General features: G+C 64.8%; 21 protein-coding genes. 12 read left to right on the forward strand and 9 right to left on the reverse strand.

Annotation, left to right across the window (positions count from 1 at the left end; genetic code table 11):
* Positions 1 to 94 precede the first annotated feature (94 nt).
* The 9 genes from R1T44_RS07545 to xylB all read left to right on the forward strand — a co-directional run bounded on the left by R1T44_RS07545 (position 95) and on the right by xylB (position 10,714).
* Positions 95 to 1,051 carry a sugar-binding transcriptional regulator gene (locus R1T44_RS07545; protein WP_043334551.1) on the forward strand — a complete coding sequence of 319 codons (957 nt, stop codon included), beginning with the start codon at positions 95 to 97 and terminating at the stop codon, positions 1,049 to 1,051.
* Positions 1,052 to 1,926: 875 nt separating this feature from the next.
* Positions 1,927 to 3,270 carry an ABC transporter substrate-binding protein gene (locus tag R1T44_RS07550; RefSeq protein ID WP_107335189.1) on the forward strand — a complete coding sequence of 448 codons (1,344 nt, stop codon included), beginning with the start codon at positions 1,927 to 1,929 and terminating at the stop codon, positions 3,268 to 3,270.
* Positions 3,271 to 3,504: 234 nt separating this feature from the next.
* Positions 3,505 to 4,392, forward strand: a complete 888-nt coding sequence (locus R1T44_RS07555) for a carbohydrate ABC transporter permease (protein WP_043334545.1) — start codon at positions 3,505 to 3,507, stop codon at positions 4,390 to 4,392.
* Positions 4,393 to 4,423: 31 nt separating this feature from the next.
* Positions 4,424 to 5,308, forward strand: a complete 885-nt coding sequence (locus R1T44_RS07560; protein ID WP_043334580.1) for a carbohydrate ABC transporter permease — start codon at positions 4,424 to 4,426, stop codon at positions 5,306 to 5,308.
* 221 nt (positions 5,309 to 5,529) lie between these two features.
* Positions 5,530 to 6,777 carry an ABC transporter ATP-binding protein gene (locus R1T44_RS07565; protein ID WP_153635405.1) on the forward strand — a complete coding sequence of 416 codons (1,248 nt, stop codon included), beginning with the start codon at positions 5,530 to 5,532 and terminating at the stop codon, positions 6,775 to 6,777.
* 56 nt (positions 6,778 to 6,833) lie between these two features.
* Positions 6,834 to 7,544 carry an HAD family hydrolase gene (locus R1T44_RS07570; RefSeq protein WP_225347828.1) on the forward strand — a complete coding sequence of 237 codons (711 nt, stop codon included), beginning with the start codon at positions 6,834 to 6,836 and terminating at the stop codon, positions 7,542 to 7,544.
* A 21-nt stretch (positions 7,545 to 7,565) separates the two neighbouring features.
* Positions 7,566 to 8,411 (forward strand): L-iditol 2-dehydrogenase, encoded by an 846-nt coding sequence (locus tag R1T44_RS07575; RefSeq protein ID WP_153635406.1) that lies wholly within the window; start codon positions 7,566 to 7,568, stop codon positions 8,409 to 8,411.
* A gap of 59 nt (positions 8,412 to 8,470) precedes the next feature.
* A complete protein-coding gene (locus tag R1T44_RS07580) occupies positions 8,471 to 9,172 on the forward strand; it encodes a nucleoside/nucleotide kinase family protein (protein ID WP_317292826.1) in 702 nt (233 codons plus the stop codon).
* A 24-nt stretch (positions 9,173 to 9,196) separates the two neighbouring features.
* A complete protein-coding gene (gene xylB, locus R1T44_RS07585; protein ID WP_153635407.1) occupies positions 9,197 to 10,714 on the forward strand; it encodes a xylulokinase in 1,518 nt (505 codons plus the stop codon).
* A gap of 137 nt (positions 10,715 to 10,851) precedes the next feature.
* Here xylB and mgrA read toward each other — a convergent pair whose 3' ends face one another.
* A complete protein-coding gene (gene mgrA, locus R1T44_RS07590; RefSeq protein WP_153635408.1) occupies positions 10,852 to 11,880 on the reverse strand; it encodes an L-glyceraldehyde 3-phosphate reductase in 1,029 nt (342 codons plus the stop codon).
* 194 nt (positions 11,881 to 12,074) lie between these two features.
* Between mgrA and R1T44_RS07595 the strand changes: the two genes are divergently transcribed.
* Positions 12,075 to 12,980 carry a LysR family transcriptional regulator gene (locus tag R1T44_RS07595; protein ID WP_153635409.1) on the forward strand — a complete coding sequence of 302 codons (906 nt, stop codon included), beginning with the start codon at positions 12,075 to 12,077 and terminating at the stop codon, positions 12,978 to 12,980.
* 102 nt (positions 12,981 to 13,082) lie between these two features.
* On the opposite strand, the gene R1T44_RS07600 is transcribed toward R1T44_RS07595, so the two are convergent.
* From R1T44_RS07600 to glcD, 4 genes are all read right to left on the reverse strand, one after another.
* On the reverse strand, positions 13,083 to 13,490 hold the full coding sequence (locus R1T44_RS07600) for a GlcG/HbpS family heme-binding protein (RefSeq protein WP_043334532.1): 408 nt from the start codon (positions 13,488 to 13,490) through the stop codon (positions 13,083 to 13,085).
* Positions 13,491 to 13,569: 79 nt separating this feature from the next.
* Positions 13,570 to 14,892 (reverse strand): glycolate oxidase subunit GlcF, encoded by a 1,323-nt coding sequence (gene glcF / locus R1T44_RS07605; protein ID WP_153635410.1) that lies wholly within the window; start codon positions 14,890 to 14,892, stop codon positions 13,570 to 13,572.
* 28 nt (positions 14,893 to 14,920) lie between these two features.
* On the reverse strand, positions 14,921 to 16,123 hold the full coding sequence (glcE, locus tag R1T44_RS07610; protein ID WP_153635411.1) for a glycolate oxidase subunit GlcE: 1,203 nt from the start codon (positions 16,121 to 16,123) through the stop codon (positions 14,921 to 14,923).
* A gap of 117 nt (positions 16,124 to 16,240) precedes the next feature.
* The gene (glcD, locus tag R1T44_RS07615; protein ID WP_153635412.1) at positions 16,241 to 17,740 is read right to left on the reverse strand and encodes a glycolate oxidase subunit GlcD; all 1,500 of its coding nucleotides are present in this window, start codon (positions 17,738 to 17,740) and stop codon (positions 16,241 to 16,243) included.
* A 376-nt stretch (positions 17,741 to 18,116) separates the two neighbouring features.
* On the opposite strand from glcD, the gene glcC reads away from it, so the two are divergent.
* Positions 18,117 to 18,932, forward strand: coding sequence for a transcriptional regulator GlcC (glcC, locus tag R1T44_RS07620; RefSeq protein ID WP_317292827.1), 816 nt, complete (start codon positions 18,117 to 18,119; stop codon positions 18,930 to 18,932).
* A gap of 99 nt (positions 18,933 to 19,031) precedes the next feature.
* Positions 19,032 to 19,616 (forward strand): YqaA family protein, encoded by a 585-nt coding sequence (locus R1T44_RS07625; protein ID WP_153635414.1) that lies wholly within the window; start codon positions 19,032 to 19,034, stop codon positions 19,614 to 19,616.
* Positions 19,617 to 19,620: 4 nt separating this feature from the next.
* Here the strand turns inward: R1T44_RS07625 and R1T44_RS07630 are convergent, their stop codons facing one another.
* The 4 genes from R1T44_RS07630 to R1T44_RS07645 form a co-directional block, all read right to left on the reverse strand.
* On the reverse strand, positions 19,621 to 21,048 hold the full coding sequence (locus tag R1T44_RS07630; RefSeq protein WP_153635415.1) for a D-serine ammonia-lyase: 1,428 nt from the start codon (positions 21,046 to 21,048) through the stop codon (positions 19,621 to 19,623).
* Positions 21,049 to 21,663: 615 nt separating this feature from the next.
* Positions 21,664 to 22,083 carry a CBS domain-containing protein gene (locus R1T44_RS07635; RefSeq protein ID WP_043334523.1) on the reverse strand — a complete coding sequence of 140 codons (420 nt, stop codon included), beginning with the start codon at positions 22,081 to 22,083 and terminating at the stop codon, positions 21,664 to 21,666.
* Positions 22,084 to 22,241: 158 nt separating this feature from the next.
* The gene (locus tag R1T44_RS07640; protein WP_153635416.1) at positions 22,242 to 23,726 is read right to left on the reverse strand and encodes a dihydrolipoyl dehydrogenase; all 1,485 of its coding nucleotides are present in this window, start codon (positions 23,724 to 23,726) and stop codon (positions 22,242 to 22,244) included.
* Between the two features lie 113 nt (positions 23,727 to 23,839).
* Positions 23,840 to 24,589 (reverse strand): glutathione peroxidase, encoded by a 750-nt coding sequence (locus R1T44_RS07645; RefSeq protein ID WP_107335176.1) that lies wholly within the window; start codon positions 24,587 to 24,589, stop codon positions 23,840 to 23,842.
* Positions 24,590 to 24,714 lie beyond the last annotated feature (125 nt).

Consider the following 24,714-nt stretch of genomic DNA (forward strand, 5'->3'; position numbering starts at 1 on the left):
TGTCATTTTGCGCGCGGGTTGGCGCGTGGCACTTGTGCTCGGTGGCGGCGGCGTGGAAAGTGTTGGACTCAATCGACAGTGTGGAAGAAAGCGCATGGACAAGTTTGAACAGCGACTGGAGCAGGCTGCGCGGGCTGCATGGTTGTCATATGTCGGTGGACGGACCCAGGACGACATCGCGGTTCAGCTGGGGGTGTCGCGCCCCGGCGTGCAGCGCCTGCTGTCGTTGGCGCGTCAGGAGCGGCTGGTCAAGATCTCCATCGATCATCCCGTGGCCAGCAGCATGGCGCTGTCGGATACGCTGGTGGAGCACTTCGGGCTGAGCTTCTGCGATGTGGTGCCCTCTGACACCCAGTCACCGGAGAGCATCGCGGAGTATCTGGCGGTGGCGGGTGCCGAGCGCCTGGCGTTCTATCTCGGTCGCCAGCAGCCACAGACCATCTCGCTGAGCACCGGGCGTGCGGTACGTGCGGCGGTGGAAGCGCTGAGTCGCAGCGAGCGCCCCCAGCATCGCATCGTGTCACTGGTCGGCAATGTGGCGCTGGATGGCTCCTCCAACCGCTATGACGGCGTGATGCTGCTGGCGGACAAGATCGGCGCTGATCGCTTCCTGCTGCCCGCGCCCGTGGTGGCGGCCAGCATCGAGGAGAAGGAGTCGCTGCAGGGGCAGAATCTGGTCAAGGCGGTGTTCAAGGTCGCCTGTGAGGCCGATGTGGGCATGATCGGCATCGGGCGTCTCGATGCCCAGGCGACGCTGTTCCAGGATCAGTTCATCAGCGCCGCCGAGCGCGATGAGCTGATGGAGGTCGGTGCCGTGGGGGAGTTGATGGGCTGGCCGCTCGACACCCATGGCCGGCTGATCGATTGCCCGCTGGCGCAGCGCATCACCAGTGTGCCGCTGACCTCGCTCAAGGCGCAGCCGCTGATCGGGCTGGCGGGCGGCCACGACAAGGTGCCGGCCATCCTGAGTGCGTTGCGCGGTGGTTGGCTGCAAGGGCTGATCATCGACGAGGTGGCTGCCCAGCGGGTCTGCGCGGCCCTCAAGGAGTGAGCAGAGAACTGCCGTCTTCGTATGATTTCACCGAGATGTCAGCAGCCTATTAGTTTTCTGCTGATGGCTTGCGCTTGACGGCTGGCTCCCGATGACAGGCTTTTGTGGATACAGTCTGCACAAGGCGCCGTACAAGGCGCCGAGCGAGTCATCGGGAGCAGGGCGGGGCGTATGGCCAGGCCTTGCTCCTGGTGTCGTTCTTGGTGTCGTTCGCGGTGTCGTTATCGTGGTCAGGGTTCAGCATTGTCGTTGCCCGCGCGATGCTCGCGTGAGGCCCAGGCGTCCCGTTACCTTCCCGGTGCTATTGCTCTGCTATTTCTCCGTCACTCCTTCGCCCTTCCTTTGCTATTTCTCCGCGATACCTGCGTTTTTTCTTGCCCTTTGCTCTCTCTTTGCCCTCTCTTGGTTCGCTCTTTGTTCTCTCTTTATTTCCCCTTCGTTCTCCCATCCTCGCGTAGGAGGTACGACTTTCAGGGCGAACACTGACTTCTCTTGTCTGACAATCGAGTGCGTTTGTTCACCTCAATGATAAAGAATCGGGGCGGCAATCGTGGTCCGCGTTGTTTCGTTTAACGCTAATATCTGTCTATGCTGAATTGCACGCAAGCTCAGTGGCCATGCCGCCTTGTGGCCTACACCCAAAGGATCAGATCCCAAGGTTGTATAGCCCAAGGTATAGCGCTTCAGGGTTTGCTTTTTTACAGGTCTGATCCGATCATTTGTTCACTGAATGACGTTTTGATCGAACGTGTTTGCGTCGCGATGTCTCGCCAGGACATCCGTTCACCAAGCCGGTTGATGGGAAGGTATCGGTGCCCAAGGCGCCGCTGCCCTCGAAAAGAACAATGCCAATAACGCCCCGATGGAGTGCCCTCATGCGCCTACCTCACATCACCAAGTCCCGCCGTCATCTGCTCTCGCTCGCCAGTGTCGCTGCCCTGGCGCCGCTCAGCGCCCAGGTCAGTGCCGAGACCATCACCGTCGCGACCGTCAACAACGCCGACATGGTGGTCATGCAGAGCCTGACCAGCGAATTCGAGAAGGCGCATCCGGACATCACCCTCGACTGGGTGGTACTGGAAGAGAACGTGCTGCGTCAGCGTCTGACCACCGATGTGGCGACCCAGGGTGGCCAGTTCGACGTCATGACCATCGGCACCTATGAAGTGCCCATCTGGGCCAAGCATGGCTGGCTGACCAAGCTCGACAACCTGCCGGAGGACTATCAGGTCGATGACCTGATCAAGCCGGTGCGTGATGGTCTGAGCGTGACCGAAGGCGAGAAGAAGGGCCTCTACGCGCTGCCGTTCTATGGCGAAAGCTCCATGCTCTACTACCGCAAGGACCTCTTCGAGCAGGCCGGTATCGAGATGCCCGAGCAGCCGACCTGGAGCCAGGTCAATGACTGGGCCGCCAAGCTCAACTCCGCGGATGAAGGCGTCTACGGCATCTGCCTGCGCGGCAAGCCGGGCTGGGGGGAGAACATGGCGGTACTGGGCACCATGGTCAACAGCTTCGGCGGCCGCTGGTTCAATGAGGAGTGGGAACCGCAGCTGGATTCCCCGGCCTGGAGCGAGGCCATCAACTTCTACGTCGACATGATGGGCAAGTACGGCCCGCCGGGCGCGACTTCCAACGGCTTCAACGAGAACCTGGCACTGTTCTCCAGCGGCAAGTGCGGCATGTGGGTCGACGCCACCTCGGCGGCCGGCAAGCTCTACAACCCGAAGGAATCTTCCGTGGCCGACAAGCTGGGCTTCGCGCCGGCACCGATCGCCAAGACGGAGAAGGGCTCGCATTGGCTGTGGTCCTGGGCGCTGGCGATTCCGGAATCCTCCAAGTCCAAGGATGCCGCCCAGACCTTCATTACCTGGGCCACTTCCCAGGAATACGTGAACCTGGTCGGCGAGCGTGAAGGCTGGGCCAGCATCCCGCCGGGCACCCGTGTCTCCACCTACGAGAACCAGTCCTACAAGGACGCCGCACCCTTCGCCGGCTTCGTGATGGACGCCATCACCAGTGCCGACCCGACCGATCCGACCCTGGAGCCGGTGCCCTATGTCGGCGTGCAGATGGTGACCATTCCGGAATTCCAGTCCATCGGTACCCAGGTGGGGCAGATGATCGCCGCGGCGCTGGCCGGCCAGATGTCGGTCGAGCAGGCACTGTCCTCCGCCCAGCGTTCCACCGAGCGCACCATGCGCCAGTCGGGTTACTGATCTGATCCAGCCGGTCTGATCCCAACCGATCTGATCTGAACGTTGCAACGGCCTCCCGCCTTGCCTTGAGCCTCAATCGAAATTGACTCGAAGCACGGCGGGAGCCCCGTCCGGCACCCGCGGTTACCCCCTTCCTCTCGAGACTCCTGCAACGCCCTCGCGGCGTGGCACGGGGAGCCTCGGCCTGAAGCCCACCGCATTGCCGGACTTCCTCACCGTATCGAAGGACTCACCATGCGCACGAGAGCATCCGGACGCACCGTCGGGGGATTGCGAACCCTGTCGCTGCAAGCCCCAGCCGTAAGCCTGTTGTTGATGTGGATGCTGGTACCACTGGTCATGACCCTGTGGTTCTCCTTCCAGCGTTACAACTTGATGATGCCGTCGGTGTCCGGCTTTGCCGGCGTCGACAACTATTACTACCTGCTGACCGACCCGTCCCTGTGGACCGCCATGGGCAACACCTTGCTGCTGGTGGGCTGGGTGCTGGTCGCCACCGTGGTCGGCGGCACGCTGCTGGCGGTATTGCTGCAGCAGGAATTCTTCGGCCGCGGCGTCGCGCGTCTGTTCGTGATCGCACCGTTCTTCATCATGCCCACCGTGAGTGCCCTGGTGTGGAAGAACATGATGATGCACCCGGTCAACGGCATTCTGGCCTGGGTCGCCGGGCTGTTCGGTCTGCCGGCCATCGACTGGTTCGCCAGCCTGCCGCTGACCTCCATCGTGATCATCGTCACCTGGCAGTGGCTGCCGTTCGCGGTGTTGATCCTGCTGACCGCCATCCAGTCACTCGATGACGACCAGGTCGAGGCGGCGCGCATGGACGGGGCAGGGCCGGTGGCGATCTTCTTCTACATCACCCTGCCGCATCTCAAACGTGCCATCAGCGTCGTGGTGATGATCGAGATGATCTTCCTGCTGACCATCTTCGCCGAGATCTTCGTTACCACCTCCGGTGGTCCGGGGCTTGCCTCGACCAACCTGGCGTACCTGATCTACATCCGCGCCCTGCTGGACTTCGATGTGGGTGGTGCCTCCGCCGGTGGCGTGATCGCCATCATCCTGGCCAATATCGTGGCCTTCTTCCTGGTGCGTACCGTCGCCAAGAATCTCGAGAACTGATGACAAGCGCTCAGCACAGGGAGACTCAATGATGTCGACTTCAACTTCCAATTCCGTGGCCGCCGCCAGCGCTGCCGTCAGCGCCAGTCGCGCGCGCCGCAGCGTGATCAACAAGAAGCTTGTCCTGACCCTGGTGGCCTGGACCATCGCGCTGGTGATGTTCTTCCCGATCTTCTGGATGATCCTCACCAGCTTCAAGACCGAGGCCGAGGCGATCGCCACGCCGCCGAGCCTGTTCTTCACGCCCAGCGTCGAGGGCTATATCGAGATCCAGGCACGTGCGGACTACTTCAAGTACGCCCTCAACAGTGTGGTGATCTCGCTCGGGGCAACGCTGCTGGCACTGCTGATCGCGATTCCGTCCGCCTACTCGATGGCCTTCCTGCCCACCAAGCGTACCCAGGGGACACTGCTGTGGATGCTGTCGACCAAGATGCTGCCGTCCGTGGGCGTGCTGCTGCCGGTCTACCTGATCTTCCGCGATCTGGGCCTGCTGGATAGCCGTACCGGCCTGATCATCATCTACATGCTGATGAACCTGCCGATCGTGGTCTGGATGCTCTACACCTTCTTCAAGGACATTCCCAAGGACATCCTCGAAGCCGGTCGCATGGATGGTGCCAGCACCCTGCAGGAGATCTTCCACCTGCTGCTGCCGCTGACTCTGCCGGGCATCGCTTCCACCGGTCTGCTGTGCGTGATCCTGAGCTGGAACGAGGCGTTCTGGAGCCTGAACCTGACCACCTCCAACGCCGCACCGCTGACCGCCTACATCGCGTCCTTCTCCAGTCCTGAGGGGCTGTTCTGGGCCAAGCTGTCCGCGGCTTCCACGCTCGCCATCGCGCCGATCCTGATCTTCGGCTGGATGACCCAGAAGCAGATGGTACGCGGCCTGACCTTCGGCGCCGTCAAGTAATCCGCGCCAGCCAGAGACACGCAAGACGCACACGCAAGACGCATAAGCTACAGAGAGGTACGCCGCCTGCGCCACATTGGCTGATGAACATTGCCAGATGAGCATTGACTGAGAGCAGATCAGCGCAGGCGGCCGAGAGCCACACGCATGTTGCACCCTTGCCATGCCACCCAAATTTGCCATCACCTGCCCTCGGGCAGGTGCGGATAAGGAAACTTCCCATGTCCACACTCACGCTCAAGAACATCGTCAAGGAATTCACCTCCGGCAGCGGCGCCAGCGCCTCCACCACCCAGGTCATCAAGGGAGTCGATCTGGAAGTGAAGGACCAGGAATTCGTGGTCTTCGTCGGCCCGTCCGGTTGCGGCAAGTCCACGCTGATGCGCATGATCGCCGGTCTCGAGAACGCGACCTCCGGTGACATCCTGATCGATGGCAAGCGCATGAACGATATCGGCCCGGCCGAGCGCGGCCTGGCGATGGTGTTCCAGAGCTACGCGCTCTATCCGCACATGACGGTGGGCGAGAACATGGGCTTCAGCCTCAAGCTCGCCGGCGTCTCCAAGGAAGAGCGCGCCGAGAAGGTCAACGCCGCCGCCGAGGTGCTGCAGCTCGGGCCGTTGCTGGACCGCAAGCCCAAGGCTCTGTCCGGTGGTCAGCGTCAGCGTGTCGCCATCGGTCGCGCCATCGTGCGCAACCCGAGCATCTTCCTGTTCGATGAGCCGCTCTCCAACCTGGACGCCGCGCTGCGGGTGCAGATGCGCATCGAGCTGGCGCGCCTGCATGCCGAGCTCAAGGCGACCATGATCTACGTGACCCACGACCAGGTCGAAGCCATGACCATGGCCGACAAGATCGTCGTGCTGCAGGGCGGCGTGGTCGAGCAGGTCGGCTCGCCGATGGAGCTCTACCATCACCCGCGCAACCGCTTCGTGGCCGGTTTCATCGGCTCGCCGAAGATGAACTTTCTCGACATCACCGTCACTGGCGTGGCCGGCGAGGGCGTCACGGTGCGCCTGCCCGACGGCAGCGAGCGCCTGATTCCGGTGGTGAGCCAGACCGAAGATGGCGCCTCGGTCATCGTCGGCGACAGCCTGACGCTGGGCGTGCGCCCCGAGCACCTGATGCTGGACGCGCAAGGCCCGTTCAGCGGCCAGGTTCAGGTCATCGAGCGTCTGGGCGGGGTGACCTCTCTGTACCTGGCGACTCCGGATGGTTCCGGCGATGCGCCGATCGGCGGCCTCAAGTCCGACGAGCAGTCAGACAGCGGCTGGATCCTGATGGCGGATGGAGACGTCAACAGCCGCGTGGGTGACAGCATCCGCTACGGCTTCGATACCGAGCGTGCGCACCTCTTCACCCGTGAAGGGTTGGCGCTGCAGAATCTCAACCGTCACCCGCTGACCAGCCTGACGCGTCAGGACAATTCCCTGTCCAGCGCCAGCGCCGCACAGGAAGCCCGCGCATGAACCGCGCAGCCGCGAATCGGGAAGCCGCGAATCGGGAAGCCAGAGAGGATGATGAGATGAGTACACCCTTGCAGCAGGTGATCTTCGATTGTGACGGCGTGCTGGTGGACAGCGAAGTGCTGGCCGAGGAGGAGCTGTCGCGTCAGCTGGGTGAGTGGCTGCCGGATCTCGACACCGAGGCCGAGCTGCGCGCGGCGCTGGGCATGACCACCGAGGCCATCCTGGGCCATCTGGAGGCCATGAGCGCTCACACCCTGCCGCCGCAGGCGATGGAGCGCATCGACCACGCCATCGAGTCACGTCTGGCAAAGGAACTTGCGCCCATCAGCGGCATGGCGGAACTGCTTGGCGGGCTGTTGGCGAATGGCGTGGCCGTGGCGATCGTCTCCAATAGTGCCGAGCGGCGGGTGCGTGCCTCGCTGGCCGCCACCGGTCTGGATCGCTGGCTGGGCTCGGTGCCGCTCTTCACGGCCGAGCAAGTCGCGCGCCCCAAGCCCGCGCCGGACGTCTATCAGCTGGCGCTGCGTCAGCTGGGGCGCGATGCCCTGGAGTGCGTGGTGATCGAGGATAGCCTCGCTGGCGTCAGCGCGGCGGTCGCGGCCGGTCTGCGCGTGATCGGCTTTACCGGCGCCGGGCATATTCCGCCGGGCCACGCCCAGCATCAGTTGGAGGCGGGTGCCTGGCAGAGCCGTGCCAGCATGGAGGAGGTCAGTGGTCTGATCAGTCAGCTGCGTATCGGTCAGGCCAGCGACCTGAGCGCCACATGAGCACCGTCAGGGGGTGACAACATGCAGACGCTATCCGAGTCGGCCAATAATAGTGAGCCGCTGACCTCGCCACGCAGCGCCCGGCTCGCCGGCAAGGTGGCGGTGGTCACCGGTGCTGCGGGCGGTATCGGCCTGGCCATCGCCACCCGCTATGTCGCCGAAGGCGCCTATGTGGCGCTGGCGGACATCAACGGCGAGGCGGCGGAGCGTGCCGCCCAGCAGCTGCGCGAGCAGGCCGGGCCGCAGGCACGCGTCCTGGCGGTGACGCTGGACGTGACGTCGAGCGTCTCGCGTCAGAGCATGCTGGAATGCGTGCAGGCACAATTGGGGCCGATCGATATCCTGGTCAACAATGCCGCCGTCTTCGCCATGGCGCCGGTGCTGGAGGTCAGCGAGGGCATGCTGCGCCACCAGCTGGCGGTCAATGTCGAAGGCCTGTTCTTCACCCTGCAGGCGGTGGCCAGAACGATGGTCGAGCGCGGGCAGGGCGGCAAGATCATCAACATGGCCTCGCAGGCCGGACGACGCGGCGAGGCGCTGGTCAGCGCCTATTGTGCCTCCAAGGCCGCCGTGATCAGCCTGACCCAGTCCTGCGGGCTTGATCTCATCCGTCATGGCATCAATGTCAATGGCATCGCGCCGGGCGTGGTCGACACGCCGATGTGGGATCAGGTCGATGCGCTGTTCGCCCATCATGAACAGCGCCCGCTGGGCGAGAAGAAACGTCTGGTCGGTGAGGCGGTACCCTATGGACGCATGGGGCTGCCGGATGACCACGCCGGCGCCGCGGTATTTCTGGCCTGTGAAGACAGCGATTTCGTCGTCGCCCAGACACTCAATGTCGACGGTGGCAACTGGATGAGCTAAGGATGAGAGACACCTTCCGTCCCGCTGCAAGGGTGCGCATCCATTAATGAGGTAGTCACGTGACATCTTTACCCGATTCTCGCCTGGCCCACATGTCGCCCTCGTTGGACGACATGGCAAGCCGTGTGCTGGCGGAACACGCCTCCAGTCAGCGCACACGTACCATCGTGGCCCTCGCCGGCCCGCCGGCGGCGGGCAAGTCGACGTTGTCGGAATCCCTGTGCGAGACCCTCAATGCGCTGGAACCCGGCATCGCCGTGGTGGTGCCGATGGATGGCTATCACTACGACAACGCCGTGCTGGCGCCGCAGGGCCTGCTCTACGTCAAGGGCGCACCGGAGACCTTCGATGCGCGCGGGCTCTATCATGATCTCGTCAGGGTGCGCGCCGATGATGGCCCGGTCGCCGTGCCGGTCTTCGATCGCCCGCTGGACCTGGCACGTGCCGGCGGCCGCGTGGTCGGGACTCACCATCGCATCGTGCTGGTCGAGGGCAACTATCTGCTGCTGCGCCACGCGCCCTGGGACGCGCTGCTCGGCTTGTTCGACATCAGCATCTTTCTGGATATCGAGGATGAGGTGCTGGTGCCGCGTCTGTTGCATCGCTGGCGCGAGATGGGCCAGGATGCCCGCGGTGCCCACGAGCGCACCCATCACAAGGACATGCTCAACGCGCACCTGATCAAGCAGGACTCGCTCAACGCCGACTGGCGTTGGCGCCTTGCGAATGCCCCCATCGGCCCCGATGGGGAAGACAGCTGAATGACGGATGGCAGGGAGAGCCCCATGTGGGTAGGTGTTGATTGTGGGACTCAGAGTACCAAGGTGGTGATCGTCGATCCGGCCTGCGGCAGCATCGTGGCCCAGGGCCAGCGCAGTCATGCGCTGCAGGAAGGTGCCAACGGACGCCGCGAGCAGGATCCGCAGGACTGGGTGGCGGCGCTTGAGGGCGCCTTCGCTGATGCACTGGCCGCCTCGCGGCTGGACCCGCAGCGCATCACGGCGATCGGAGTGTCCGGTCAGCAGCATGGCATGGTGGTGCTGGATGAGGCCGGTGTGCCGCTCCATCCGGCCAAGCTGTGGTGTGACACCGAGACCAGCGAGCACAATGCCGCACTGATCGCGGCGCTGGGAGGTGAGGCGGGCTGTCTGGAGACGCTCGGTCTGGTGCTGCAGACCGGCTACACCGCCTCCAAGCTTGCCTGGCTGCGTGAGCGGCATCCCGAGCGCTATCAGCGCATCGCCAGCATCCTGCTGCCGCATGACTATCTCAACTTCTGGCTGACCGGCGAGCGCGTCGCCGAATACGGCGATGCCTCGGGCACCGGCTATTTCGATACCCGGCGGCGCTGCTGGCATCTGGATGTCTTCGCGCAGATCGCCCCGGAGCTTGATGCCCGGCGCGTGCTGCCCCGATTGATAGAATCCCATCAGCCGGCCGGGAGCATTCGCCCCGAGATCGCCGCGCGCTTCGGGCTGCGTGACGACGTCATCGTCTCCAGCGGCGGCGGCGACAACATGATGAGCGCCATCGGCACCGGCAACATCGCGCCGGGGCGGGTGACGCTCAGCATGGGCACCTCCGGCACGGTATGCGCCTGGTCGGCGGACTATCCGGCCGACTGCGACCCTCAGGTGGCCAGTTTCAGCGCCAGCGATGGTGGCTGGCTGCCGCTGGTGTGCACCATGAATGTGACCTCGGCCACCACGCGGGTACGCGAGATGTTCGGCTTCGACATCGCCACCTTCTCAGCCCAGGTGGCAAGCGCCCCGCGCGGAGCCGAGGGCGTGCGGGTGCTGCCGTTCTTCAATGGTGAGCGTGTGCCGATGCTGCCGCGTGCCCAGGCCAGTTTCCATGGGCTGGACAGCCGCAATGCCACCCCGGCCAACCTGTGTCGCGCGACCATGGAAGGCGCAAGTTACGGCCTGCGTTACGCACTGGAGTGCATGGGGCCGCTGGGCAGTGAGGCGCGCCAGATCCGCCTGGTGGGCGGTGGCGCCAAAAGTCCGCTGTGGCGTCAGATGCTGGCGGACATTCTCGGCCTCGAGGTGGTCTGCCCGCAGGTGACCGAGGCCGCCGCCCTGGGCGCCGCGATTCAGGCGGGCTGGTGTCTGGGACAGTCAGGCGATGAAGGACAGGGTCGCCATAGCGAGACGCTTGAGCAACTCTGTGAGCGGCTGGTCGCGCTGGATCACGCGACACTCGCCCAGCCCCAGGCCGAAGGAGTGGCCGCCTACCGCAAGGGCTACGCCGATTACCGCGCGCTGCTCGCCAGCGAGCACGGCATTACCGCCGGCGGCTGAGCACGTTGTCAGAGCACGGCGGCTGAACTCAATACATCAGCACGTCACGCCAAACACATCGCCCCCGCCGAGTGAGACTCGACGGGGGCGATGTGTTTCACGCGCTTCATTGTATCAGTCGCGGCTCAGGCACGAGCTCAGGCATTGGACGAGCGCGCCCATAGATTGACGCCGCTATCGATGGCGTAGCGGTCGATCTCGTCGAGCTCGGCCTGGGTGAAGTCGAGATGATCCAGTGCCTTGACGCAATCGCTGACCTGTTCCGGACGGCTGGCGCCGATCAGTGCGGTGGTGACGCGGTTGCCACGCAGCGCCCAGGCGAGGGCCATCTGGGCCAGCGACTGGCCACGGCGCTCGGCGATGGCGTTGAGGGCGCGCACCCGCTCCAGATTGTCCTCGGTGAGGTGATCTTCCTTGATCGCTCCGCCGCGTGCCAGACGGCTATCCTGTGGCACGCCGCCCAGATACTTGTTGGTCAGCACGCCCTGGGCCAGCGGCGAGAACACGATGGAGCCGATGCCCTCGTCATCGAGGGTGTCGAGCAGGCCGTCTTCCTCGATCCAGCGATTGATCATCGAATAGCTGGGCTGATGGATGATGCACGGCGTGCCCAGTTCGCGCAGGATGGCGGCGGCTTCGCGGGTGCGTTGGGCATTGTAGGAGGAGATGCCTGCATAGAGCGCCTTGCCGGAGCGCACGGCACTGTCAAGCGCGCCCATCGTCTCTTCCAGCGGCGTGTCCGGATCGAAGCGGTGTGAATAGAAGATGTCGACGTAATCGAGGTCCATGCGCTTGAGGCTCTGATCCAGGCTCGAGAGCAGGTACTTGCGGCTGCCCCATTCGCCGTAGGGGCCAGGCCACATGTGATAGCCCGCCTTGGTGGAAATCACCATCTCATCGCGGTAGCCGGCGAAGTCGCGCTTGAGCATGCGACCGAACATTTCCTCGGCGCTGCCCGGCGGCGGCCCGTAATTGTTGGCCAGGTCGAAGTGGGTGATGCCCAGATCGAAGGCGGTCTGGCAGATGGCGCGCGCATTGTCTTCGTGGGCGTTGTTGCCGAAGTTGTGCCAGAGCCCCAGTGACAGGCGGGGCAGTTTGAGGCCGCTCTTGCCGCAGCGCTGGTAGTGCATGCGTTCGTAGCGATCTTCAGCCGGGGTATAGCGCATGGCGGAGTCCTTTCACGAGTGGAGGCGTCGATGTCTCACAGGGATGAGGTGACATCGAATGACGCCTTCAGTCTAGGTCGCGTCTGCAGGTCTGATAAGCACATGCGAACGAATAGATTGTTCGCCAGAACGTACAATGCTGTGGCAGTCTCGTTCACTGAAATCCCGGATGGCTGGCGTGAGGAGCAGGCAGGATGCGGCATCACAAGCAGGTGGAGCGACTGATGTTGTTCGCTCAGGTGGCGGAAACCCTCAGCTTCACCCGGGCGGCCAAGGCGCTGGGCGTGTCGCGTGCTCATCTTTCCGAGCAGGTGCGGCGGCTGGAGCAGGACATCGGAGCGCCCTTGCTGATCCGCACCACACGGGCGGTACGCCTCACCGAGGAGGGCGAGCGCATTCGCCAGCGCATGCAGTCGGTACATGGCGAACTGCTGGCACTGGAGCGCGAGCTTGAACACGACCTGAAGCAGACGAGTGAGTCGGAGCGTCAGGGCTACAGCGGGGTGTTGCGCATCACGGCGCCGGTACTGTTCGCCGAGCGTTATCTGATCGAGGTCTGCAATGCCTTCCAGGCGCGCCATCCGGCGGTCGAGCTGCGTCTGGACGTCAGTTACGAGAGTCATGACCTGACCCGCGAGCCATTTGATGTGGCATTTCGCGCCACGCGCACGCCACCGGACAACATGATCGCGCGTCGCCTGCTCGATTACGTCCACTGCTGCTGCGCGTCGCCCGAGTACCTTGCCGCGCATGGCACGCCGCACACGGCCGCGGCACTTGGTGATCATCGCTGCCACGTCTGGTCGGGGCAGTCCGGCTGGCCGCTGGCCAGTGGTGAAGTCAGTCTCGCGGGGGGATTGGCCATCAATGATCACCGCCTGCTCAAGCAGCAGGCGCTGGGTCATGCCGGCATCATTCGGGTCGCCCATTACCTGGTCGACCGTGAGCTGGCCGAGGGCCGTCTGGTGCGTCTGCTGGCGCACGAGGAGGGCGAGCCCAACAGCATCTACATGCTCTATCCCCAGCGCCTGCCGCAGTCGGGCAAGCTGCGCGCCTTCATGGCGGCGGTGGAAGCCGCCATGCCGCCTCGCGGTGCGTGAACGAAAGACACAGACGCAAGAGTGGCGTATGCAAAAAGACCGCCGTGCCCTGATGGACGCGGCGGTCTTTTTATTTGCCTCTTTATCCAGGCTGGCGGGGCCTCAGAGGCCCAGCGCGGCGACCCCGGCCTTGGCGATCTGGGCATCCTGCTCCGGCTTGACGCCGGACACGCCGATGCTGCCGGCGATCTGGCCTTCGACCATCACCGGCACGCCGCCGCCCAGCATGCCTTCAAGTTGCGGCGCTGACAGGAAGGCGGTGCGTCCGCCGTTGATGGAGTCCTCGAACAGCTGGGTCTCGCGGCGACCCAGGGCGGCGCTCTTGGCCTTCTCCTGGGCGAAGTAGCCGGTCATCGCCGGGGTGTCGTCGAGGCGACGCAGACCCAGCGGGTGGCCGCCATCGTCGGCAACGGCGATGGAGACGGCCCAGCCATTGGCCTCGGCTTCCTTCTGGGCGGCGTCCAGCATCTGATTGACGTCAGCGAGGGTCAGTACGTGGCGAGTGATCATCGGGCTTCCTTGGCAGTGGTGAGGTGAAAGAGATAGTGAAACAGATAGTGAAACAGATACTGAAACAGATAGTGACGCTTCATTTCTGCGGGAGCGTCTCGGGCAGGGCGTCATCCACCAGTTCGATCCAGTGACTCACCGGCGTGCGTCCGGCGCTCGAGAGATGCGTCTGACAGCCGATGTTGGCGGTGGCGATGCGCGCAGGCCCGTTGGCCTCCAGCGCCTCAAGCTTGCGGTCTCGCAGCTGGCGTGACAACTCCGGTTGCGTGATCGAGTAGGTGCCGGCGGACCCGCAGCACAGATGGCCCTCCATGACAGGCGCCAGTGTAAAGCCCAGTTGCGACAGGATCTTCTCCACCTCGCCGCCCAGTCCCTGGGCATGTTGCAGGGTGCAGGGACAATGGAAGGCCAGCGGCTGTTGGTCGGGCGCGGCCGCGAGACTCTTTCGATCATCGCGGGCGATCTCCTCGCCGAGTACCTCGACGATATCGCGGGCCAGGGCGCTTACGCGTGCGGCGCGCTCAGCATAGTCCGGGTCATCGGCCAGCATCTCGCCATATTCCTTGACGAAGGCCCCGCAGCCACTGGCGGTCTGCACGATCGCTTCCGCACCGGCCTCGATGGCCGGCCACCAGGCATCGATGTTGGCACGCATGCGCGCGCGACCGGCCTGCTGGGCGTTGAGGTGATAGTCGATGGCACCGCAGCAGCCGGCCTCGTGGATCGGCGTGACGCCGATGCCGAAGCGCGCCAGCACGCGGGCGGTGGCGGCATTGATGTTGGGGGCCAGGCCCGGTTGCACGCAGCCCTCCAGCATCAGCACCTGGCGAGACAGCAACTGATCAGAAGGCGTCGCGGTGACGGGCGCAGCTGGGTGCTCGGCTTGACGGTCGCGCTCGCGGGCCAGCGGGATCTTGTCGGCCAGCGCGCCAGGCGCGAGGGGGCGAAAGCGCACGCCAAGTGCCAGCAAGGCCTTGAAGCGCGCGGGTTCGACCAGCGCATGGCGCAGGCCACTGCGCAGCAGGCGCTCTCGCCACGGGCGGCCGACGCGACGCTCCAGTTCCTGACGCCCGATATCGAGCAGGGTGTGATATTGCACGCCCGACGGGCAGGTGGTCTCGCAGCTGCGACAGCTCAGGCAGCGATCCAGATGCCGCTGGGTCTCGCGGGTGATCTCGCTGGCCTGCTGGCGGGTGCTTGAGTCCTGGCTCTCGGGGTCGCTCTCCAGCAGCTGCTTGATCAGATAGATGCGCCCGCGCGGCCCGTCGCGCTCATCGCCCAGCAGCTGATAGGTGGGGCAGGTGGCATTGCAGAAGCCGCAATGCACGCAGCTGCGCAGGACCTTGTCGGCCCGCTGGATATGCGGTCTGGCAAGCGCGGCGTCACTGAAGTGGGTCTGCATTCAGGTGCGTCTCCTGTCGTGGCGTGAGTCACATCTCGGCATACAGGCGACCGGGATTGAGGATGCCGTGGGGGTCCAGCTGCTGCTTGAGCTGAAGGTGATAGCGGGCATTGGGGGCGGCCAGCGGCATCAGCGGGCTGTCCTCGGCGGCGACGGTGCCCGGGGTATAGCAGATGGCATGGCCGCCCAGCCGACTGGCCAGCGCGCGGATGCGCTGGGCCGGGGCATCGCTTGCAAGCCAGCGCTGTGCACCCGCCCAGTCACACAGCAGGTCGGCATCCCCCACAGGGCCCAGCAGTTCGCTGACGGCGGCTTGCCACTCGAGGTGGTCCAGCGCCAACGGCAGCGACAGTCGCCACAGTGCCTGATGCGGTGCGCGCGCGCTGAAGAAGGGCAGGCGCTGCTCACGCAGCTCAGTCCAGTGCGCCGTCGCCTGATCCGCCGTCAGGGCCTCGCCGCCCAGCTGCTCGCACCCGGCCTGGACCGACCGCTCGCCTCCTTCCAGACGCAGGGTGAGGCGGCCGTCATGCCAGCTGGTCGCCGTGATCGGCAGCGGCGTGCGGCCCCAAGCATTCAGGTGAGACAGCGCCTCGGCGAGGCTGATTTCCAGACACAGCGATTCGCTTGCCACCGGGCGCGGCATCACCTTGAGCGAGACTTCACTGATCACGCCCAGCGTGCCCTGGGCGCCGCACATCAGGCGCGACAGGTCATAGCCCGCCACGTTCTTCATCACTTCACCACCGAAACGCAGCGCCTTGCCGTCGGCGCTGATGATGCGCGTGCCCAGCACCAGGTCGCGCAGGCTGCCGCTCCAGGGGCGGCGTGGGCCGCTGAGCCCCGAGGCGAGAGTGCCGCCGACGGTCGCCGCGGGCCCGAAGTGGGGTGGCTCGCAGCTCAGGTGCTGACCTTGCTCGGCGAGCACGGCCTCCAGCGTCGCCAGCGGGGTGCCGGCGCGCACCGAGACCATCAGCTCCACCGGGTCGTAGTGGGTGATGCCATGATGCGCGCGCATGTCGAGCACTTCCTCGGCGGCCACTTCACGGCCTAGAAAGGCCTTGCTGCCACTGCCGGCGATGCGCAACGGGCGTCTCGCCTCATGGGCGGCGCGGACCTGTGCGCGGAGTGCCTCGCTGGCATCCTGCTGCTGCGGGGGCTGGCTGGCGGCAGGCGTAGCGCACTCGGCATGGCTTGGCACCTGATCCTGGAGCGAATCATCTGGCTCTGGCATGGCATGTCTCTATTAAAGTGGCGATGAAGTGGTGAACGTCAGGTAGCGAAAGGTCAGGCGGCAGCGGATTCGAGAGCTGTCCATGACAGAGAAACCGTCCAGCCACGCGGCGTCTGTCTAGAAACGCGGCAGATCGGGGTGCGGCAACTGGTTGTCATGCACGTGCATGGCACCGAATTCGGCGCAGCGCGCCAGCGTCGGGATGTTCTTGCCGGGGTTGAGCAGGCCAGCGGGGTCGAAGGCGGCCTTCACGGCATGGAAGACGCTGATCTCCTCGTGGTTGAACTGGGCACACATCTGATTGATCTTCTCGCGGCCCACGCCATGTTCGCCGGTGATGCTGCCGCCGGCGGCCACGCACAGTTCGAGAATCTTGCCGCCGACCTCCTCGGCCAGTTCCAGCTCGCCGGGCTGGTTGGCATCGAACAGGATCAGCGGGTGCATGTTGCCGTCACCGGCATGGAAGACATTGGCCACCGCGAGCCCCGATTGGCGCGAGAGCTCCGCGATGCCGTTCAGCACGGCGGGCAGCTCGCGACGCGGAATGGTGCCATCCATGCAGTAGTAGTCCGGCGACATGCGACCCACGGCGGGGAAGGCATTCTTGCGCCCGGCCCAGAAGCGCGCGCGCTCGGCCTCGTCCTGTGCCTGGCGGATCTCGGTGGCGCCGGCGCGCTCCAGCACCTCACGGACTCGCGCGCAGTCATCGACGACATCGGCCTCGGCGCCGTCCAGCTCGCAGAGCAGAATGGCGGCGGCCTCGACCGGGTAGCCCGCGTGGATGAAGTCCTCGGCGGCGCGGATCGCCAGGTTGTCCATCATCTCGAGCCCGCCGGGGATGATGCCGCAGGCGATGATGTCGCCCACCGCGCGGCCGGCCTTGTCGATATCGGCGAAGCTCGCCATCAGCACCTTGGCGGTCTCGGGCCTGGGCAGCAGGCGCACCGTGACTTCCGTGACCACCCCCAGCATGCCTTCGGAGCCGGTCATCAGCGCCAGCATGTCCAGCCCGGGCGAGTCGAGGCTGTCGGCGCCGATCGTCATCGCCTCGCCTTCGATGGTCAGCATCTCGAGCTTGAGCAGGTTGTGAACGGTCAGGCCGTACTTGAGGCAGTGCACGCCACCGGCATTCTCGGCCACGTTGCCGCCGATGGAGCAGGCGATCTGCGAGGAGGGGTCCGGCGCGTAGTAGAGCCCGAAGGGCGCGGCGGCCTCGGAAATGGCGAGATTGCGCACCCCGGGCTGCAGGCGTGCGGTGCGGGCGTCAGGGTCGATCTCGAGAATCCGTGCCATGCGCGACATCACCAGCAGCACGCCTTGCGCCAGCGGCAAGGCACCGCCGGATAGCCCGGTGCCGGCGCCACGAGTCACCACCGGCACGCCCAGCGCATGACATTCACGCAGCAGGGCGGCGACCTGCTCGACCCGCTCCGGCAGGGCGACCAGCATCGGCATGACGCGATAGGCGGACAGGCCATCACATTCGAAGGGGTGCAGGTCCTCCTCGCGGTGCAGCAGCGTCAGGTCCGGCAGCAGGGTGGTGAGATGCGCCAGCACCTGACCCTTGTCGTGCTGGGCCAGCGGTCCATCCAGCGTCGGGTCATAGAGGATATTCATGCACTGCCTCCCGGAGGTTGGGGTCTGCGCGGCTGCTTTCTGTCGTTGCTGTCTGTCGTTACTGTCGGCTGGTGCGGGGTTCGAGCGAGTCGCCTGTCGATTCCGCCGCACCTGATCTGCACACAATCTGGCCTGCCTCCCCGGCCTTGTCCATGCTTCACATCAGTGGTCTGACCAGACATTCGTCTAGTGTTTGCGCAAGGAAAACCACGCTTTACTGGCCTCACGTCCGCTGCCATCAGGCGGCTTTGCGTCACTCGATCGACAGGTCTGACCAGTCGGAAATCTCCAGGCGCTGCCAGCGGGTTGATCAAGTGCCACGAGCGGGTTGATCAAGGCCCAGCACACAAAGGTCGAGCAAAAGGGGAGGGGCAGGATGCTGCGAACCATCGCCGAGTCAGGAGCTGACCCCCGCGCTGCGGATCAGGCCGCGGCGCGTCTGGAGCAATTGATTCTGGACGGCGTGCTCAAGCCCGGGCAGATGATCCCCTCGGAGCGCCGGCTATGTGAGCGGCTGGGTATCTCGCGGGCCTCGCTGCGCGAAGGGCTCAGGCTGTTGCGTGGCAAGGGCATCATCGAGACGCGTCATGGCAAGGGCTCGAGCGTCGCGGCGCTGTTGCCGAGCGGCGATATCAGCCCGCTGATGCACCTGTTTCGAGATCAGCCGCGCACCCTGTATGACCTGCTGGAAGTGCGGGCTTTGCTGGAAGGGCAGTCGGCGCGACTGGCCGCCCAGCGCGGCACGCCGGCGGATAGAGTGTTGATCCGGCGTCATTACGAGGCGATGGCGGCCTGCGTGCGCGAGTATCCGCCCGACTTCGCGTCCTCAGCGCCGGGCGATGAGGCGCTGCCGGATGCCCAGCAGCTGGCGCGTCACGACCACGCCTTCCACCACGCCATCTGTGAGGCGTCCCACAATCCGGTGCTGGTGCATACGCTCAAGGGCATCAATGACCTGCTGCTCAGCTCGGTGTTCGCCTCGCTGCGCAATCTCTACCATCGCCCGATTCCCCGCGGCCAGATCAATGCCCAGCACACGGCCATCTACCGCGCGGTGATGGACCAGCAGCCGGAGGCGGCAGAGAAGGCGGCGCTGGAGCATCTGCACAGCATTCGCGACAACCTGCGCGAGCTGGAGGCGGAGGACGAGCGGCTGGTGCGCTCGGCCGTGCGGCTGGAAGGCTTCGAGTAGCGCGTCAGGGTTCTGGCTCAGGCGGACAAGCAGGCTGGCAAGCGGGGCGGACTCAAGGCAAAGTGGGCAGCTCATCGCCCAGGACAACGTGCTGCCTTCATGTGGAAACTCTCTTCCGCGAGTGATTGGCTCGACCGCCTCAATCACTCCCGCCACGCCATGCTGTGGCTGTTCATCGCCTCGATGCTGGAAACCCTGCTGATCCCGATTCCCATCGAGGTCGTTCTGATCCCGTGGATGCTGCGCCACCCCGAGCGCCGCTGGCGCGTGGCCGCGGTGGCACTCGCCGGCAACCTGACCGCGGCATTGCTGGGCTTCTATTTGGGAGCCTACGCGCTGGCGGCGTGGGGCGATGGGTTGATCGGCTTCTTTGGCGGGCAGCAGGCCTTCGAATCCTTCCAGCAGCGCTTCAGCGAGCAGGGCTTCCTTGCCATCATGCTGATCGGCATCGTGCCGATTCCCTTCCAGAGCGCCATGCTGGTCGCCGGTGCCAGCGGCTATCCGGTCGCGTTGTTCCTGCTGGCGGCGCTGATCGGGCGCGGGGTGCGCTATTTCGGGCTGGCAGCCCTGGTGGCACTGGTCGAGGATCAGGCACTGGCGCTCTGGCAGCGCTACTCGCGCCCGCTGGGAGTGATCGGGCTGGCGCTGACCGGCGTGTGGTTGTGGCAGGCCTTCATCGCCTGATCGCTCACTCTTGCCGGCTTGCGCTGACCTGCGACAGCAACGCCTTGCCGCGCTGATAGTCGGCCTGCCAGATCGCCTCGGGCACCATGCTGCCGCCGGTGGCCCAGACGACATGGGTGGTATTGGCCTGCACCTCGCCGTCATCCAGCCCGTTGGCCGCCCGCCAGGCGTGCCACTCGGGGGCATCATTGCGCAGTACGTGGCGGATACCGGGCACGCCGGCCAGCGCGGACGGTTCAAGCATGAGGCCTTCGCTGTCATATGCCAGCGCGAGCAGTTCGAGCAGATGCTCATCGCGCACGGTATGGATGCCGCTGAGCAAGGGGGCCATCACGCGCCCGACGAAGGCCGAGGCGCGACCCACCGCCAGGCCATCGGCGCAGGTGCGATTGTCCAGCCCGATATCCTCCACCGCGATGCCGTCATGTTCGCCGGTCAACATGCCCAGCAGCATGCAGGGGGAGCTGACCGGTTCAGCGAAGAAGCAGTGCACGGCGTCACCGAAGACCTGCTTGAGGCCGTAGGCCACGCCACCCGGTCCGCCGCCGACGCCACAGGGCAGATAGACGCAGAGCGGGTGGCGGGCATCCACCGGGATGCCCTGCGCCGAGAGCTGCTCCGCGAGGCGGCTGGCCGCCGTGGCGTAGCCCACGAACAGATCCCGCGAGCTTTCATCATCGATGAAGTGGGCGTTGGGCTGCTGCGCTTCCTGGCGCCCCGCGGCGACGGCCTTGCCGTAATCCCCGCTGTGCTCCACGACCTCCGCGCCCCGGGCGCGCAGCAGGTCCTTCTTCCATTGCTTGGCATCCGCCGACATGTGCACGGTGACGCGAAAGCCGAGCCGCGCGCTCATGATGCCGATGCTGAGCCCCAGATTGCCGGTGGAGCCCACCACGACCTGTTGGCCGGCCAGCAGGTCTCGTATCTCATCACGCTGGAAGGCGCGGTAGTCGTCTTCCTGATGCAGCAGCCCTGCGTCAATGGCGAGACGCTCGGCATGCTTGAGCACTTCATGGATGCCGCCGCGCGCCTTGATCGAACCCGAGATGGGCAGGGCGTTGTCACACTTGATCATCAGGCGGCCGGGCAGCGGGGATTCGGTTGCGCTGAGAGGAGATGCGGTCGAGGCTATGCCGCTCAGCGCCTGCTGCAAGCCGGGCGTTGCCACCAGCGGTGATTCGATGCGCCCTGACGCGGCGGCGGTCTCGGGGAAGGCTTCGGCAATCCAGGGAGCGAAACGCATCAGGCGTGCGTCGGCGTCCTCGATGTCCTGGGCTCCCACGCCACTCGCCTGCAGCGCCGGTGAGGCGAGCGCCTTGGCGGTCGCGACGCGTTCAGGGTTGAGCCAGCCGATTTCGCGGCCGGCCATCAGGCTGGCGATTTCAGGGTGACGCAGCGTCAGGGCGTGGAGGTCATGGGGCGTGGCAGACATGCGGTGTCCTTGTGGGGGCTCGATCCAGCGATCAGGTCAGATCACAGGTTAGCGCGTCTTCCACTGGCAACGCACGTAGCCCAGCTTTCACATTCCGTAAAGGTCAGTGACAAAAAAGACCGAATTTTTTGGCAACCGTCGGGATAGAAATGCAAAAGGTGCAGTCATAGTAAGCAAGGACATGATGTTATCGCGATGTTATGTCTGGCTTTAACTGTTCTTTGGTCCGCCACGGTTTTCCTGGCGGATTTTTTTATGCCTGAAATACGCGGGCTTTGGCAGGTTTTCGCCTGGGGCGTTTGGATTCTCCCAAGCTTTCAGCGACTTTCACTGTGACTATAGGTCTTGGGGGCAGGGCGCGGCACAGCGCTTCCCAACGACTGTCACCGCCTCGGGTTGCGGCGCGAGAATTGATGGGTGTCAGGCTGGCGGCAGAGATTGATTAGCCATTGGGTAATCTTCGAGGCGTTGGCCTGCTGGTGCAAGCATGCTGAAGGCGCTCTCGATGCACTCGGTTTTCTCAGCCATCACGTACAGAGCCCCCAGCGGTGATGACCGCTGGGGGCTCTGTACGTTTGGTCTGGCTCCAAGCAGTTTCTTGATGGGTGAACTGTCTCAACAGCCGTTCTGCATCACCAGCAGCGCACTCAGAACATCGCGGCGGGTGACCATGCCGATCAGGCGGCCCTGCTCGACCACAGGATAGACCTTGGGACGCTGGCCATTCATGTGCTGCGCCAGATCCGTGATGCTGTCATTCGGGCCGACGCTGAGGACTTCGTGACGCATCAGGTCGCCGACCTGGGCATGCTGGCCGCAGTGATAGGCACTGTCGAGCAGCTTGCCGAGGATGTCCTGTTCGGAGATGAAGCCGATCAGGCGGTCCAGGTCATCCACGACCGGCACGCCGGGCAGACGGTGGTGGGTCAGGCCCTGGGCGAGTTCGAGAATGCTGGTGCGCGCCTTCACGCGATAACAGTCGCGGGACATGATGTCGCGAAGGGTCGAGGGCACCTTGAGCTGGGTGGCTTTCATGGGCAGATCTCCTGCGTCACTGCTCTTCGACTCTCCGGTGAGGGAGCCGTGCGATGAATGCCGGCAGCCACTATCGTGACTGCCGGCGACATTCAACATCTGTTCAGAGCATAGGGCATCACTGCGTGAGCTGCGCGTCCCGTTGCCTTGAGGGGGTATCAGTCACCCGGACCGCATTCCATGCAGCGCTCGACGATGGCCGGGCCCAGCTGCAGGTTGGCGTTGAGGTCACGCAGCGCGGTGCGCAGGCCTTCCTCGATCACCGGGTGATAGAAGGGCATTTCCAGCATCTGCTCGATGGTCATGCGTTGCTGATGGGACCAGGCCAGCAGGTGGGCGAGGTGCTCGGCACGCGGACCGAAGATCTCGGCGCCCAGCAGCAGGCCGGTGCCTTGCTCGCCATAGACGCGCAGCATGCCCTTGTTCATGCGCATCACGCGGGAGCGACCCTGGCCGGTGAAGTCGACTTCGCCCACCGCGTAGCAGTCGCAGGCACCGTAGCGCTGTTCGATCTCGGCGGTCGAGAGGCCGATGGTGGCCATCTGCGGATCACTGAACACGACGGCGATGGTGCTCTTGCGCTGACCGGCACGCACGTCGGGGAAGCGACCGGCGTTGTCACCGGCGATTCGACCCTCATCGGAGGCTTCGTGCAGCAGCGGCAGGTCATTGTTGGCGTCGCCGGCGATGAAGACATGGCTCGGCGTGTCGTCGCTCAGACGAGTCTGCAGGGTGTGACGATTGAAGATCGGCACGCCGCGCTCGTCCAGCTTCAGGCCCAGCGCCTCGATATTGAGGCGATCGACATTCGGGCGACGGCCGGTGGCCGCGAGCAGGTAGTCGAAACGCTCGGTGAGGCGAGCTTCGCTGCCACGCTCGATGAAGGTGATCTCGACCCCGGCACCGTTATCGTCCTCGACACGTTCGATCTTCTCGACCTTTGCGTCCGGGTCGAGGTAGAACTCCTCGTTGAAGACGCGATCGGCATTGGCACGCAGCTTCTCGTCACGCAGCGGGCCGATGGCGCCGCCGACACCGAACATGCGGATGCGCACGCCGAGACGCGTGAGCGCCTGGCCCAGCTCCAGCCCGATGACGCCCGGGCCGAAGACGGCGACGGATTCCGGCAGGTCGTCCCAGTCGAAGACGCTGTCGTTGATGATCAGGCGGTCACCGGCATTCTCGAAGAAGCCCGGGTAGCTGGGGCGTGAGCCGGTGGCGATCACGACACGCTCGAAGGTGACGCGGGTCTCGTTGTCGCCGATGATCAGGCTGTTGGCGGTCTCGAAACGCGCATTGCCGCGCAGCTTGTCGTGGGAGGGAATGCCTTCCACGGACTCGACCACGAAGCCGACGAAGCGGTCGCGCTCACGCTTGACGCGGTCCATCACGGCGCGGCCATCCACCTTGACCTCGCCTTCGATATTGATGCCGAACGGTGCGGTGTCACGGGCGTGATGCGCGGCTTCGGCCGCACTGATCAGCAGCTTGGACGGCATGCAGCCGACACGGGCACAGGTGGTGCCGTAGGGGCCGCCTTCGATCATGACCACGGAATCGGTGTGTGCCTTGGCGGCGCGATAGGCACCCAGACCGGCACTGCCGGCACCGATGATGGCGACTTCAACCTGGCGTTCGTTCACGTCGTACTCCTCAAGGCGCGCCAGCGGCGCACCTGACAATGGGGTCTCAGGCGCGAGCGTGGCCCGCGCGTGATGAAAAGAGAAAGTTATCGGGGCCTGTCAGCGTGATGCGTTCAAGCGCTGGTCAGGCTGCCGAAGTAGCGGGCGACTTCATCGCTGCCGCCGACATGCTCGCCGTCGATCCAGACCTGCGGCACGGTGGCCTGACCGGTCATGGCGCGCAGGGTGCGTGAGGTTACGCCGCGGGTGCCGACTTCGATGACTTCGTAGCTGATGCGTGCTTCGTCGAGCATCTGCTTCGCACGTGCGCAGTACGGGCAGCCCGGCTTGCTGAACAGGGTAGCGAAACTGGGACGGCCGGCGTCCGGGTCCAGATAGTCGAGCATGGTATCGGCGTCGGAGACTTCAAAGGGGTCGCCCGGCTTCTGCGGCTCGATGAACTGCTTCTCGACCACGCCGTTGCGTACCAGCATGGAATAGCGCCAGCTGCGCTTGCCGAAACCGATGTCGCTCTTGTCGACCAGCATGCCCATGCCGGCGGCGAAGTCGCCGTTGCCATCGGCGATCAGGCTCAGGTTCTCGGCTTCCTGATGCTCGCCCCAGGACTCCATGACGAAGGCGTCATTGACGGACAGGCAGACGATCTCGTCGACGCCGACAGCATAGAAGCGATCGGCCAGCTCGTTGTAGCGCGGCAGGTGAGTGGAGGAGCAGGTCGGGGTGAAGGCGCCCGGCAGGGCGAAGACCACCACGTTGCGGCCCGAGAAGATCTCCTCGCTGGTGCGCTCGACCAGACGGCCGTCGCGACGGATCTTGAAGCTGACGTTCGGGACCTGCTGGCCTTCGTGTGATTCGAGTTGCATGAAATTGGCTCCGGTCTCGATGAGACGTATCTAAAGGGGATGGCAGGCGACTGAGGCTCGATGACAATGTCGAGTGCATGAGAAATCAGTGCCTTGCGAAACTGGAGCCAGTCTAGGGGCAAGCC

The organism is Cobetia amphilecti (genome assembly GCF_032923285.1).
Lineage (GTDB): Bacteria > Pseudomonadota > Gammaproteobacteria > Pseudomonadales > Halomonadaceae > Cobetia > Cobetia amphilecti.

What these genes read in the sequence shown, in the direction of transcription:
- R1T44_RS07545 (WP_043334551.1), top strand. Translation starts at nt 95, where the DNA reads ATGGACAAGTTTGAACAGCGACTGGAGCAGGCTGCGCGGGCTGCATGG.
- R1T44_RS07550 (WP_107335189.1), top strand. Translation starts at nt 1,927, where the DNA reads ATGCGCCTACCTCACATCACCAAGTCCCGCCGTCATCTGCTCTCGCTC.
- R1T44_RS07555 (WP_043334545.1), top strand. Translation starts at nt 3,505, where the DNA reads ATGCGCACGAGAGCATCCGGACGCACCGTCGGGGGATTGCGAACCCTG.
- R1T44_RS07560 (WP_043334580.1), top strand. Translation starts at nt 4,424, where the DNA reads ATGTCGACTTCAACTTCCAATTCCGTGGCCGCCGCCAGCGCTGCCGTC.
- R1T44_RS07565 (WP_153635405.1), top strand. Translation starts at nt 5,530, where the DNA reads ATGTCCACACTCACGCTCAAGAACATCGTCAAGGAATTCACCTCCGGC.
- R1T44_RS07570 (WP_225347828.1), top strand. Translation starts at nt 6,834, where the DNA reads ATGAGTACACCCTTGCAGCAGGTGATCTTCGATTGTGACGGCGTGCTG.
- R1T44_RS07575 (WP_153635406.1), top strand. Translation starts at nt 7,566, where the DNA reads ATGCAGACGCTATCCGAGTCGGCCAATAATAGTGAGCCGCTGACCTCG.
- xylB (WP_153635407.1), top strand. Translation starts at nt 9,197, where the DNA reads ATGTGGGTAGGTGTTGATTGTGGGACTCAGAGTACCAAGGTGGTGATC.
- mgrA (WP_153635408.1), bottom strand. Translation starts at nt 11,880, where the DNA reads ATGCGCTATACCCCGGCTGAAGATCGCTACGAACGCATGCACTACCAG.
- R1T44_RS07595 (WP_153635409.1), top strand. Translation starts at nt 12,075, where the DNA reads ATGCGGCATCACAAGCAGGTGGAGCGACTGATGTTGTTCGCTCAGGTG.
- R1T44_RS07600 (WP_043334532.1), bottom strand. Translation starts at nt 13,490, where the DNA reads ATGATCACTCGCCACGTACTGACCCTCGCTGACGTCAATCAGATGCTG.
- glcF (WP_153635410.1), bottom strand. Translation starts at nt 14,892, where the DNA reads ATGCAGACCCACTTCAGTGACGCCGCGCTTGCCAGACCGCATATCCAG.
- glcE (WP_153635411.1), bottom strand. Translation starts at nt 16,123, where the DNA reads ATGCCAGAGCCAGATGATTCGCTCCAGGATCAGGTGCCAAGCCATGCC.
- glcD (WP_153635412.1), bottom strand. Translation starts at nt 17,740, where the DNA reads ATGAATATCCTCTATGACCCGACGCTGGATGGACCGCTGGCCCAGCAC.
- glcC (WP_317292827.1), top strand. Translation starts at nt 18,117, where the DNA reads ATGCTGCGAACCATCGCCGAGTCAGGAGCTGACCCCCGCGCTGCGGAT.
- R1T44_RS07625 (WP_153635414.1), top strand. Translation starts at nt 19,032, where the DNA reads ATGTGGAAACTCTCTTCCGCGAGTGATTGGCTCGACCGCCTCAATCAC.
- R1T44_RS07630 (WP_153635415.1), bottom strand. Translation starts at nt 21,048, where the DNA reads ATGTCTGCCACGCCCCATGACCTCCACGCCCTGACGCTGCGTCACCCT.
- R1T44_RS07635 (WP_043334523.1), bottom strand. Translation starts at nt 22,083, where the DNA reads ATGAAAGCCACCCAGCTCAAGGTGCCCTCGACCCTTCGCGACATCATG.
- R1T44_RS07645 (WP_107335176.1), bottom strand. Translation starts at nt 24,589, where the DNA reads ATGCAACTCGAATCACACGAAGGCCAGCAGGTCCCGAACGTCAGCTTC.